Origin of the sequence: Chromobacterium sp. ATCC 53434 (assembly GCF_002848345.1) — a bacterium.
Classification (GTDB): Bacteria; Pseudomonadota; Gammaproteobacteria; order Burkholderiales; family Chromobacteriaceae; genus Chromobacterium.
On record NZ_CP025429.1, the window covers coordinates 2,326,551 to 2,338,455 of the forward strand.

At 57.5% G+C, this 11,905-nt stretch carries 11 protein-coding genes and 1 pseudogene; 2 read left to right on the forward strand and 10 right to left on the reverse strand.

Features of this window, described 5'->3' with window-relative positions:
• Positions 1–6 precede the first annotated feature (6 nt).
• Positions 7–1,407: an MrcB family domain-containing protein gene (locus tag CXB49_RS10625; protein WP_158300750.1), complete on the forward strand. Its 1,401-nt coding sequence runs from the start codon at positions 7–9 to the stop codon at positions 1,405–1,407.
• A gap of 589 nt (positions 1,408–1,996) precedes the next feature.
• On the opposite strand, the pseudogene CXB49_RS24440 reads toward CXB49_RS10625, so the two are convergent.
• Positions 1,997–3,143 (reverse strand): annotated as a pseudogene (locus tag CXB49_RS24440) (ISAs1 family transposase).
• 22 nt (positions 3,144–3,165) lie between these two features.
• Here CXB49_RS24440 and CXB49_RS23460 point away from each other — a divergent pair.
• The gene (locus tag CXB49_RS23460) at positions 3,166–3,558 is read left to right on the forward strand and encodes a hypothetical protein (RefSeq protein ID WP_158300752.1); all 393 of its coding nucleotides are present in this window, start codon (positions 3,166–3,168) and stop codon (positions 3,556–3,558) included.
• A 16-nt stretch (positions 3,559–3,574) separates the two neighbouring features.
• Here the strand turns inward: CXB49_RS23460 and CXB49_RS23465 are convergent, their stop codons facing one another.
• From CXB49_RS23465 to CXB49_RS10670, 9 genes are all read right to left on the reverse strand, one after another.
• On the reverse strand, positions 3,575–4,123 hold the full coding sequence (locus CXB49_RS23465; RefSeq protein WP_158300753.1) for a hypothetical protein: 549 nt from the start codon (positions 4,121–4,123) through the stop codon (positions 3,575–3,577).
• Between the two features lie 35 nt (positions 4,124–4,158).
• Positions 4,159–5,058: a hypothetical protein gene (locus CXB49_RS10640; RefSeq protein ID WP_101708370.1), complete on the reverse strand. Its 900-nt coding sequence runs from the start codon at positions 5,056–5,058 to the stop codon at positions 4,159–4,161.
• Complete coding sequence (locus CXB49_RS10645) at positions 5,048–6,250, reverse strand: hypothetical protein (RefSeq protein ID WP_233493046.1); 1,203 nt, start codon at positions 6,248–6,250, stop codon at positions 5,048–5,050. The genes CXB49_RS10640 and CXB49_RS10645 overlap by 11 nt, the downstream gene beginning before the upstream one ends.
• A gap of 196 nt (positions 6,251–6,446) precedes the next feature.
• Entirely contained in the window at positions 6,447–6,674 is a 228-nt protein-coding gene (locus tag CXB49_RS10650) for a hypothetical protein (protein WP_101708372.1), read from the reverse strand.
• Positions 6,671–8,329, reverse strand: a complete 1,659-nt coding sequence (locus CXB49_RS10655) for a hypothetical protein (protein ID WP_233493047.1) — start codon at positions 8,327–8,329, stop codon at positions 6,671–6,673. The genes CXB49_RS10650 and CXB49_RS10655 overlap by 4 nt, the downstream gene beginning before the upstream one ends.
• The gene (locus tag CXB49_RS10660; RefSeq protein ID WP_101708373.1) at positions 8,326–9,285 is read right to left on the reverse strand and encodes a hypothetical protein; all 960 of its coding nucleotides are present in this window, start codon (positions 9,283–9,285) and stop codon (positions 8,326–8,328) included. Before CXB49_RS10660 ends, CXB49_RS10655 begins: the two co-directional genes overlap by 4 nt.
• A 63-nt stretch (positions 9,286–9,348) precedes the next feature.
• Positions 9,349–10,239, reverse strand: a complete 891-nt coding sequence (locus tag CXB49_RS23470; RefSeq protein ID WP_158300754.1) for a hypothetical protein — start codon at positions 10,237–10,239, stop codon at positions 9,349–9,351.
• Positions 10,196–10,546, reverse strand: coding sequence for a hypothetical protein (locus CXB49_RS10665; protein WP_158300755.1), 351 nt, complete (start codon positions 10,544–10,546; stop codon positions 10,196–10,198). Before CXB49_RS10665 ends, CXB49_RS23470 begins: the two co-directional genes overlap by 44 nt.
• A gap of 348 nt (positions 10,547–10,894) precedes the next feature.
• Positions 10,895–11,899: a tyrosine-type recombinase/integrase gene (locus tag CXB49_RS10670; RefSeq protein ID WP_101708375.1), complete on the reverse strand. Its 1,005-nt coding sequence runs from the start codon at positions 11,897–11,899 to the stop codon at positions 10,895–10,897.
• Positions 11,900–11,905 lie beyond the last annotated feature (6 nt).

Consider the following 11,905-nt stretch of genomic DNA (forward strand, 5'->3'; position numbering starts at 1 on the left):
GCTAACATGCCAATCATCGCAGAGCTGCTTTCCTTGCTTGATCGCCAACAAGTGCTTCAAGCCATTCATCGACTGGATGAGGGGACGCTAACTCGCTTTGCCGACTCCACCGCATTTGACCTGCTCTACCAGGGCAAGCGTTATGCGCCCAAAGCCGTCGCGGGTCTAGCGCTGGAGATTGCATACCAGCGCGAGTTTCGGCCATCGGACTTCAAGGGCGGAGAAGGCTCCAGCGCATTTCTCGCGCTGCGCCGCTGCGGTTTCACCATCATCCCCAAGATGGAGAGAAACTTGACCACATCGCTGACAACCACCATTGCAGACATACTCCGCCTGCAGACTCAATATTCCTCCGAAAACAGCAAACCAATGCAAGAGCGCGGAGTATTGGTGCGCACAATATTTCGGGACATTCTCTATTCCCGAATGGAGCAGTTCGAACCACTATTCTCGGAAAAAGGCTATGAGTGCATGGTGGAAGGCCGAGATGGCATCGGCCGTAAAACCATCTCCCCTTGGATCCGCCTTTATGACCCGAAGATGTCCCCGTCTGCCACTCAGGGCTGGTATATCGTAATCCACTTCTCTAGCAAAGGGGATGTCTTCTATCTGACGATTGGCTGCGGCTCCACCATCATCAAAGGCAGCGCCATTATCCATGTAGATTCGGACGTGCTTAAAGAGAAAATCAAGTGGGCAAAAAGCTGCTTCGCCAAAAAACCGCGAGAGTCGAGGTCCTTTTCAAACAAAATTGAATTGCACGGCAACAATCTCTCTGACCAGTTTGAAAAAGCGACCGCATTCGCAAAGCGCTACCCAATCCAAAGTTTCAATGAAAGTGAGTTCTGGCAAGATTTGCAGACCCTTTGCGGCATGTTGGTCACCATTTATGAAGCGGAGCGGCTTGGAAAATCGCCACACTCGGAATCACCGGAAGCGTACGAGCACCAGTTCCAGCTTGCCGAAACCATTAGGCCAAGGAAAAGCGCCAGTCCAGGACAAGGACGGTTCCTCAAACAAGCGGAGAAGAAGGCCGTGGAACTCCATGCCATGGAAGCTGTGCGCACGGCCCTGCCCGACCATGGGTTTACCGACATCCATGACACGTCGGCCAAAGAGTCCTACGACTTCTCAGCGCGCAAGGATGGAAATGACTGGTTTATTGAGGTAAAAGGCACCACCAGCGCCAAGGCCGACTCGTTCCTGTTGACCGCCAACGAGCTAACGCTTCACAGGCAGCACCAAGGCAGAACAGTGCTGGCCATCGTTTACGATATCGATCTGGATCACAGCGCTGATACACCAAAGGCGAGCGGGGGCATGCTGTCTCTAAGCATCCCGTGGGATCCAGAGCAGTGGGACTTCATCCCCACTGTCTATTCCGCATCAAAAAAAATCGCCAATTAAGTCCGTATTTCTTTTGTGATAGGGGGGGGCGGATTACCTTGCCCCAACATACCAAATGAAAGTCGGCGCGTAAGAATAAGCTAGAAAATATGACTAACCGAGACTATGTACTCTCCATGGACAAGATAAAAAATATACTAGAATTTCTTGCCAAAATCGGCCTCCCCATGGGCGCAGCATTTATATGGCTCTATGCAATAAAAATTAATTACTTCCCTAAAGGGATAACTATTGGCGATAGTTTATCCCTTTTAATTCTTGCGCTTACTACTTCAGCCCTACTGCTTGCATATGCTACAGCAACAATCATCGGGTCACTCTCAGCAATCCAACTATTCTCTTTTGCCACCGAAAATTACAAAAAAGGAAAGAGTATTTTTTCAATATTCAAACCTCCCTTATCAATAAATGTCTACGACCCCTTTCTCATAACCACTCTATCCTACGCTGGAATATATAGCCTGTGCGCAGGAGATATCATTGCATTTATTCTGACAGTCACCATTGGAATAACCACCTCCATTCTTATCCAAAAGAAATACTTATCCAACCCTGACTCCATTGGAAATCAGGGCCATTCAACGCTATCTCATGACAGCTTGCATAGCACCAGCAACGGGTCTGGTGACCAAGCCAGCTGCTCGCGTGCCGCTTTGATATTGCGGTGGCCTGCCCAACGCAAGCTGTTCAGTGCCCAGCTACGCAGCTGAGCAAACACGCCAGCATTCACGCTGATCTGACTGGCATCTTCGTTCAAGGTCACGTCGCGAACGTAGTGGCAGCGGTTCTCTATGCCCCAATGATCGCGAACCAACTGACTGGCTTGCTCCGCCGTCAACTCCCGAGTGCAGACATACCAGGCTGTATCCTGGCTTGACCGCCATTGCTGATGTCCAACGTCGAAGCGCTCTACTTTGCGCCCCACGCCAATCAGCGTACGCAGCAAGGTCCAGTCTTCCGGCAGGGTGCCCTCCGCTAGGCGCCAGATACGTGTCTCGCGTCGTTCTATTCGGTTGCGGTGGCCTACATCCTGCGTGGCGCACAGCTCCGCTGCCGCATGTGAGGCAGCGAATTCCAACAACTGCTCGTGAAGCTTGGGCTGGTTGCGCTTGACCTGCACCAGCACGTCACTGCCTATTTTTTTAGCAACTTGCAGCGTTTTTTTGACAGTGCAAGGCATCCAGCGTGTATAGCTGGCCGGACAGCCCCAATTCTTCAATCAGCTGCTGTGCCGCCGCGATTTCGTTGTTCTTGTCGCCATCGCGCCAATGGATCTGCCCCAGCACCAGGTGATCGAGATGGCGGAAGGCGGAGAGCCATTGCAGTGCCGGCGTTTGCGCCGCCTGGTCAAGGCTGCCACGCAGGGTCTTGCCGTCCAAGGCAATGGCGCTGATGCCCTCGTTCTGGGTGAGTTCTGTCAGTTGCGCGGCTTGCTGGCGCAGTGCCTGCTCCAGCGCGGCGGCATCGATGCCGCGCAAAATGGTGTAAAGCGCGGTGTAGCATGGCTTGCGCCGCCAGTTGAGGCCCGTATGTTGGCGAAGCCAGTCCCAGCGGACCTCGATGAAGCGATAGACCGAGCGATAGCTATCCGCGCCGGCGAGTACGGCCAGAATGCTGCACAGAAGCACGTGCGGCAGGTCGAACAAGCGACCTTGACCGCGCCGATGGTCGGGGATAGTGGAGAGGATGGCGAGGGTCAGCATGTGGCATATCGCAAATGAATACGGACCGTTCATTTGCCTACAAGTTCAGCGTTGAATGGCCCTGATTGGAAATGTTGAATTAGACAAGAAGAAAAATGATTCCGCACATATAAATTTCCTAATTTTACTTGTTATAATTTCCGCATACTTCTCCACGAGATCAGACGCCTTCTTTCACTTACTAAAATATGGGACGAAAATCATTCACCTTCGAGAAGAAGCCGCTACCATTTACACAAAAACACCCTATAGCGACATTCTTTCCAAACATATCAAACCAACCAGTGAAATTGGCGAATTCAAAGAATTCAAAAATATCATAGTTCTGTTCAATGGCATTGGATCCATGACCGTCATATCCTTAGACAATAAAGATGGTGGCGCAATACTGGAAATACCAAAGGAACAAATCATCATATCAAACACAGTCACAGGAAAAATAAAATAACCAAACCACTTATAGATCACTCATTAAGACTTGCCAAAAAATCCCACTCCCCAAAATCAAACTTTGGGGTTTTCAAAAAAAGCCTTTCTCTTATTTCAGCTGCAACCCCCCAAGAGTAGCCCCCTCTTTTCTTCAACTGCCTTATTGACTCGTCCATTCCCTCAAAGGGCTCACCCCCGTCACCATAGTAAGCATATGATATCAAGCCATTACTATAATGAACATTTGCTTCAATGCACTGAACTTTCGAATTAATATCAACCCCAAGCAAAACCCAATCAATATCACCTGGAATCTGAAGATCAGGCACTCTTACGAACTTAGCGTACTCATAAGAGGCATACCTGCCAGCTTGATCCTTAGCTTCTATGACATCTCCAATCAAGTGTGCACATGCAATTGCATGTGCTTCAAGACGAGCTGCCAACATTATGGCATCACCCTTTTTTTTCTTTTCATTTTGCTGAGATTTTGAATACCAGTCCTTTCCGATTACCACAATCTGATTCAATGCCGCCCCAAGCAAACCTCCACCTAAAAATTTAAGCCAATCCTCGTAACCCATAGCTAATCACTTCGCAATAGTTTTAACAATCAGCACTATATCCCATCTGCAAATACCAATTCCACATAGCTAAGCGTATTCGGATGCGCCGGCCACGGACAAGCCTCGCGGCTGGGGTACACGCCAGGCCCCAGCCCGTAACGGTCGGCGGTCGCGTGGGTGTCGCACACGTCGCGGACGCGGTGGTTGGGCGACAGCCGAAACCTCACCCCAGCCACGCCATCGACTTGGAAGGCCGCGCCCATATAGGCCTCGCCGTGGGCGCGGTTGATCTCGCTGCGAAACACCCGCTCCGCCTGGTACACCACGCCCTTGCCGTTGACCGGGTCCGCCTCCCCCGTCATCAGGCTGCGCACCCGCCGGCCCAGGTTGCCGCCGCGGGCGCCGTTGTAGGCGCTGGCGATGTCGGCCGGCACGCCCGCCCCGCGGCCCATGCTGCGCAACATCGCCTGGTGGGCGCTCTCGCCGTTGATTACGGCGAACTGGATATGGTCGGTCAGTACCTGGGCGGCGTTGCGGTTCAGCCGCCACAGGCGATCCGACAGCTGTAGGCCGTCGGCAGCGGTGAAGGAACGGACGAATGCGACAGCGGAGTGATTGACGGCGAACAGGGTGGACTCCGGCAGCGCGCCGGCGAACACGCCCGCCCCGACGCATGCGGACTGCTCGATGCGGCGGTACAGCTGGCCGTCTCGCCGCTCTTGCAGCCGGCGCAGCTCCTCGCGGACATGGGACAGCACGTTCTGTAGTTGCTCCAGGCCCACCCTGTCGCCCTGCCCGGCCGCGCGCTCGATATGCTGCACGATCAGGTCGCCGGCGTCGTCGTAGGTCTCGATCAGCTCGTCCACCGCCGTGTCGTTCAACCGGTTCCGCTGTTCTACAGCCGCCAAGGTGGCGGCGCGAATGGTGGCGGCGCGGTCCAGGTTAGTGGGCATGGTCTAGATCCGTGGCCGACTCCCCTTTGCGACCGTTGCCAGGGGTGATTTTGACCGTAGGCGCGGCGCCATCCTCGGGATATGGGTCGTAGTGGGCGGCGTCGCTCTCGCGGCGGGCCTCCACCGTGGCCGGGTTGTAGCCCACCTCCTCCCAAACCATCGATTTCGGCAGGCCCAGCGCAGACAGTTTGAGGGCGCGGTCTACCGTTTGGCTGGCTGTTTCGGTGCGGCGCTCGGCGAAGGTGACTTTGAATTCCTCCGCGTCCGGGTTGATGCCCCGGAGCAGCAGCTGCAGGCGGAATCCGAACTCGTACACCCAGGCCAGCGTGTCCTGCAGCTGGTCCACTTCGTCGTAATAGTCCCGCTTCAGGTCCTCAAGGATGTCCCGCGCCATGCCGTCGGTGTAGCCCATCAAGCCCTTGGGCAGCGGGGTGCCGGCGAAGAACGAATCCAGCAGGTACAGCACGTCCTGGATCTCGCCTAGGGCGGCATCGCCCTGCACAGCGCTGACGGAACCTTTCTTGTTCAGGTAGAAATCGGTCTGGATCAGCTCGGCGTTCGCCTCCACCCGGTCCTGGTAGGCCTGCAACTCCGCCTCCGTGGCCCCTTCCAGCACGTGGGACAGGCGCAGCGGCGCGCGGTGTTTGCGGCGGATCACCATGTCGGTGTCGGTCATTCGCAACTTGCGCCAGATCTCGCGGCTGGCGTCCAGGAACGGCCGGCCCAGCGCGCCCATGTCATCGAAATTTTCCGGGTCCAGTCTGGCCAGGGTGAGCTGCCACAGCGGAAAAGTGGCCAGCTCCAGGCCGTTGGCCAGGTCCATCTGGGTGTAGGCGGCGCGCGGGTCCAGGAACTGGCCGTTGATGCCGACATTGGGCCGCATGGTCTCGGTGGGCATGCGCACGGCAGACACAACGTTGCCGGCGGCATCCAGTACCCACTGCATGGGGAGGTTGCCCTCTTTCAACAGGCCACGGGCGTCGCTTTTCAGCTTCTCCGCCCGGTTCAGTTGCAAGCGGCTGACGAAGCGGCCCCACTCTGCGCGCAGCGGGCTGGTGGGGTCGGTCTGCAGCAGCACCAGCCCGCCGCGGGTGACGTCCCGCGCCACCCTCACATGGATACGTTTCACCCGGCCGTCCGCCAGGTCCATCTGGCGGATGTCCAGGATGGTGGCGCGTAGGTCGTGGTCCACATAGAACTGCCGGTACATGGCCCGGATCTGGTTCTCCGGCGTTGAGCGGCGGCCGCTTTCGCTGGTGACGCCAGCGGGCTCGCCGGGGAGCGTAGGCGTTGAACTTTCCGGGTCCGTCCGTGGCGGCGCTGCAGGCGGAGCGGACTGGCTGGTGGCGGGCGGTGTCTGGCGGCGGCCAAAACGGGCCAGCAGAGAATCAAGAAGCGGCATTGTCGGGAGCCTCGATTGGGGTAACAGACACGACATCGCGCCAGCCGTTGATCATGCCGGCGTCCAGTAGGTCGCGGATCAGTTGGTCGTCGCCAAATGCCTCGCGCCAGGCGTCGCGCATCTGGGCTGCGCGCTGGCGCTGCGCCGGGGTGAGCGGCGGAGGCGGCGGCAAGGTTTCATCCGGGTGGGCCCTCTTGTATTTGCCGTAGCTCATCGCATCCTCAGAAGTTGGTCCGCGGTCATGCCGCGGCTGGTGATCACCGTCGGGGTGTAGCTGGCCACGCCGCGGGTGAGCAGCGCCCAGACGCCGGCGCTGGCGGCGTCGAAAAGGTCGTCGCCAATCTTCGGGTTCGCCATTTTGTAGCTGTTGTAGCTGGCGCCCTGGACGGCCTTCGATTTGATATTGCCCAGCTGGCGAATGAAGCGGCCCCAGTCGCTGGCGTCGGCCTGTACCTGGTCCAGCGCGGACGGGCCCCAGTTTGTGTTGGCGCCGTTCTTGGCGCGCAGCGCGTCGATGCCGTCGTCAACGTAGGGAATGGCGGCCTGGCCGTTGTGGAAGGCGGCGCGCAGCGCGCTGGCCATGCTGTGCTTGGTCATGCCCTCGAATCGGATCGGCGCGAACGGCCAGTGCTGCCAGGTGCTGGCAGTGGACTGGCCCTCGCCGATGCTGCGGCGGTCCACCTCGGTGAGGCCCAGGGCAAACAGGCGGTCATTCAGGCTGGTGAGCATGCCCAGGCCGTAGGCGTCGCCCATGGCGTAGTCGGGGCGGAAGTATTCCCACAGGCCCGCCAGATCGCGCTCCACCACCGCGTCGTCGGTGCCGGCCGGCCAGGTTTTCACATAGGGGAATGTGATGAAGTTGCCCACTTGCTCGCACACCACCAGCGCGGAGCATGAAGCGTGGGCGCTTTCGCCGTGGCCGCTGTGGTCATAGCCGAATGAGAGCAGCCCATTTTTGCGGTAGCGCTGGCCGGGCAGAGGGCCGGCGGCCTGCAGGCCGGCTTGCAGCCCCACCGCCATGGCGCGGCGGATGTATTTTTCCCAGATCCAATTCTGCGCGGCGGCGTTGATGCAAAGGAACTGACGGATGTATTCCGCCTCCGGCAGCTGGCTCTGCATCTCCAGCACGAACGCCTCACTCAGGATGCCCAGCTCGATGCCCAGGTACACGTCCACCGGCGGCAGAATGTGGTAGCCACCGGTTTCGATCAGGTGGCTGAGGACGTCCGCGCCCTTGTGGACGCCGGTAATGCGGATTTGAGGCTTGAAGCTGATGCCCTGGTCCACCCCCAGCCGGCGCGCGGAGCCCAGCATGGGCAGGAACCGGGAAAACAGCCGCTCGGCCGGCATGTCATCGGTTTCTTCCAGGCTGGCGAAGCTGATGCCGTCGCCGTCGATCTGGCTCATGATGCCGTAGCAGCTGGCCTTGCTGCCGTTGGCGAACTGGTATTTCAGATCGGCAATCTGGCGCCGGCCGGACTTGTAGGCGATCCAGCCGGCCAGGATCTCGGAACGGCGGATGGCGTCGAGGTGATAGGTGATGTTGGTTTGGCTCTGCTGCAGCCGCGGCGCGACGATGCCCTCTTCCTGGAATGGCGTCGTGGCCAGGAATTCCAGCGCGTACATCTCTTTGACGGCCGTCTTGCCCGTCCGCCGGCAGCTGAAATCCACCGTGTTGGGGTTGGCGTCCATCTCCAGCATTTTCAGCACCTGCATCGGGTCCAGATCCACGTTGTGAACGTGCTTGGCCCATAACGCATGCGGCCGGATGCCGGTTGCCGGGTCCGGCCGGGCGTAGCGCATCACCTCGGCCTCGGCTCGGTGCTGGATTTTGATGCGCTGGGCGGCGCCGATACGCTCGCCACTCACTGCCCGCTCCCGTTCTGCTGCTGGTATTCGATCAGCACCGGGTCGCGCTGCTTGCGGGCGTTGGCGCGGTCGGCGAGCACACGCAGTGCCTCCAGGCTTGCGGCCTGTTTGGCGGCGTAGTCCTCCAGCAAGATCACCGGCGGCCCGTCTCCGCCTTGCCCCAGCCTGCCCATCTGCTGCTCTTCCTGCTCGATCGCCTTCGGCGTCATGCCCATGTCGGACAGCGCCAGGTTGTTGCGGCTGAGGAATTCCTGCAGCGGCTTGAGCAGCGGGTGCGCCTTCGTCTCCATGATGATGCGCTTTTCGCCGGTATCGAAATCGCTGTACTCGCCGATCACGATGTCACCCTCGCGCGTCACCGCCCAGGCCGGATGCTCGAGCTTCACGCCGTCGGCGATGATGGTCTGCAGGATCTGCTGGATGATGGCGGTGATGCTGGCCTGGATGGACGAATAGATGGGCGTCAGGTGCTTGGGGTTGCGCTGCTCAAACGCCGCGTGATGCACCATAAAAAGCTGGGTTTGCCGAATGCAGGCCGGCTGCGACGCGCAATAGCCGTGGTCCACGTCACAGCTTGAACACGCCGGATATTTCCCCGGCCGGGCCGGGAAGTACTGCGCCGTCTCCGCCGTCATGCCATGTTTCAGGGCGTTGAATCGGGTTCGCAGCGCCTCCTCCGGTGTGGGGTGGCCCTCCAGGTTCTTGGCGCTTGCGGCTTTGCCGGCAGCCGTGCGCGGCCCGGTGGCGCTCGCCCAGGCCTTCACCAGCGACTTGTGGAACGGCGCCTGCGCCGCCTCTTCGCCGCAACGGGAGCAGTTCGCGAAATAGGCGAATGGGTGGTGAGCAAGGTCTGGCTCGTCTTCCACGCGCGTCGGAGCGGCGTCAAACGTGCTCCCGCACGCCGGGCAGCGGAAGGTCAGGGATTCGAGCTGTTTGGAAAGGTCGCGCTTGGCCATGCTGTCATTTCACAGCATGGCCGGTGGTGGAATAAGGGGGGGATTTAGTGATATTGAAAAATATCAATGACCGTATGGGCGATCAAACCACTTGTCAATATTTTTAAATTTTTTATTATCAATATAATAGCGCACCTCCATCAAATCCTCCTCCATGCTCCTTAAAAATTCATCCTTTTCCTCCTCGTGGGAAGATGGAAGATTTCTCACCCAGCGAGTAAAGATACCAACAAAATCTGAATAGTCCACACTATTAAATTCTTCATTCACTTTCTTGATATAGCTAGACAATTCTTTTAACTCATTAATTCTATCCAAATACCCAGGCACAAGATCAATACCTCCCGCATGCCCATAATTTCTCCTCACCAATTCATTTACCTCCTGATTACACACTTGCTCCCGCGCATAAACAAATCCTCTAAGAATTAAAAGGCAGTGATGAGATAGGTCTGATAAATTCATATTATGAAGCGGCTTCATTAATATAGCAATCTCAGCGGCATCCACCTTAAGTACACTCAAAATACTTAACACTTCCTCTGTCAACGCCTCAGTCTCCCGCTTTGGAATTGGTCCATTCATCCTTCCAATCCTCGCCATAAGCTGAGTTGACAAGTGTGAGAAAATTTTCGTCACTCTTACCAATCTACCCATCAACTCATCAGCCTCTTCAATCTTCCTCTCTAACACCCTAGACTTTGCCTCAAACCCAAAACCTTTAATAAATTCAAATTTATCCATACTAAACAGCATCAACATTAAAATCCCCGCTGAAAAACAAGTCACAGCGGAGGATGTCATATCTCTAACTGATAAATATATTCCAGTGCAAAATGAAATTACACCAATCAGCTTTGCAACAGAACCAATTTGAAAAATATTTGCCATCACCCCCCCAAAAAAAGCTCTATTTAATGATTTGCACCACTCGACTCTTTTCCAACCGCTCATCGAACGCCCACTCTAAGCGCAAAGCAATAGTCTTTGCATCACATCCCATACTCGCAAGCTGCTTGATATATGCATTCCGTTGAAACATTCGATACGAACGATAACGCCTCAAAGTTATTTCTAACCCTCCCTTTGAATGATGCCACTGCTCTTCCGCATCTAGGATACGCCACATGACCAAAAAAGCATCCATCCCAATCTCAGTCGCCACCTTCTGCCAGCAATGATGCATGCCCATCGCGCGCAACTCATCCAGCCGCGGATCTCGCACACGATTTCTTTTGGCCTCATCGGGAAGTTTAGACACAGGGTAGACATCCAGGTACCCGCCCCCCCTGCCCGGGCCAGCCATCTGCCCTTGCCTACCCCCCACCCCATAGACTGTCCTACTCGCAATAGAGTCAGCCTGTGCAATTCCCGTGGTTTGACTTCGCTTTTCCATATCGCCACACCCTCCGCACACCGCATGCAACCGTCCAGCCACTTCGCACTTTGTTAGAAGGCGAAGTGGTAGCCCCTGGACAGCCTCCACGCTTTGATTTCGATTTAGCCCGTTTTGAAGGCCACTTTGAGAATCTGCTGCAACCCTCTCGGCACGGCCCTCTCACCTCACAGCCAGTTACCGCCACCCTGGCTTGTAAGAATCAAATCCGCCTCAACGCGCGCCCGTTGGTTTGCGCGTCATCTCGCCCAGCAGCTGGCTGACAGGGGTCGCAATCTTGCCCAGCGGATTCGCCTTGTCCACGCTGCCCGTCAGCTTACGGATTGCCAAGTGGGTGTAGATGCTCGTCGACTTCGGGTCCGCGTGTCCCATCAGCTGCTGGCGCTCCAAGACGTCCACAGCGTCCTCGGCCAGCTCGGTGCCGTAGAGGTGGCGCACAGCGTGGGGGTGCAGTTGCTCCGCAGGAATCCCCGCCGCCAGGCCGTGGCGCCGGAGCATGGCGAACGCTCCACGCGTGGAAAAGCGCCTGCGCTCGCCGTAGTACTCATGCGCCGGGCAGCGCCGGTTCCTTGTGGTCACGAACAGCACCTTGTCGCCGTCCTCGGTGGCGCGATCGATCTCGGCCAGGCCGGGGTGCTCCAGGTACACGCGCAGCAGCAGATCCGCTTCCCGCGGGACGGGAATCAGGCGCTCCTTGTCACCCTTCTCCGTCGGCCGGATCGCCATCCGGGTCTCGCCGTCGATGGTCTGCGTTGTCAGATGCCCCTCGTTCAACCGCACTAGGCCGCTGATCCGGACGCCGCAGCCGATCAGTACCGCCAGCATGGCCGCGTCGCGCACACCCTCGAAACGGTTGAAATCTGGCGCCCACATCAGCCGCTCGGCGTTGCTCAACTCCATCGCAGCCGGCAGCTTGCGCGGCCGGCGCGGATACGGGATCGAGGCCGCGGGATCTCGCGGGAGCAGCCGGCGCACCGACCAGAGGTAGCGATACAGCTCGCGGATGCAGGCGACGTATGGGGTACGGCTCACCGGCGCCAGCTTCAACGCCTTGTGCAGGTATGGCCCGGTGAAGGCCAGCAGCTCGTCGCCGTTGACGGCCAGCAGATCGCGGCCGGCCAGCCATACCTCGAACCGCAGCAGGATGTCGCGGTAAGCCCTGACAGAGCGATCGGAAAGACCGCCATTTTCAGCTTTGAAGAGAAGGAACTCTTCCATCAATCG

Excerpts from the sequence above, each read along its gene's own strand:
- CXB49_RS10625 (WP_158300750.1), top strand. The coding sequence starts at position 7 with ATGCCAATCATCGCAGAGCTGCTTTCCTTGCTTGATCGCCAACAAGTG.
- CXB49_RS23460 (WP_158300752.1), top strand. The coding sequence starts at position 3,166 with ATGGCCCTGATTGGAAATGTTGAATTAGACAAGAAGAAAAATGATTCC.
- CXB49_RS23465 (WP_158300753.1), bottom strand. The coding sequence starts at position 4,123 with ATGGGTTACGAGGATTGGCTTAAATTTTTAGGTGGAGGTTTGCTTGGG.
- CXB49_RS10640 (WP_101708370.1), bottom strand. The coding sequence starts at position 5,058 with ATGCCCACTAACCTGGACCGCGCCGCCACCATTCGCGCCGCCACCTTG.
- CXB49_RS10650 (WP_101708372.1), bottom strand. The coding sequence starts at position 6,674 with ATGAGCTACGGCAAATACAAGAGGGCCCACCCGGATGAAACCTTGCCG.
- CXB49_RS10660 (WP_101708373.1), bottom strand. The coding sequence starts at position 9,285 with ATGGCCAAGCGCGACCTTTCCAAACAGCTCGAATCCCTGACCTTCCGC.
- CXB49_RS23470 (WP_158300754.1), bottom strand. The coding sequence starts at position 10,239 with ATGAGCGGTTGGAAAAGAGTCGAGTGGTGCAAATCATTAAATAGAGCT.
- CXB49_RS10670 (WP_101708375.1), bottom strand. The coding sequence starts at position 11,899 with ATGGAAGAGTTCCTTCTCTTCAAAGCTGAAAATGGCGGTCTTTCCGAT.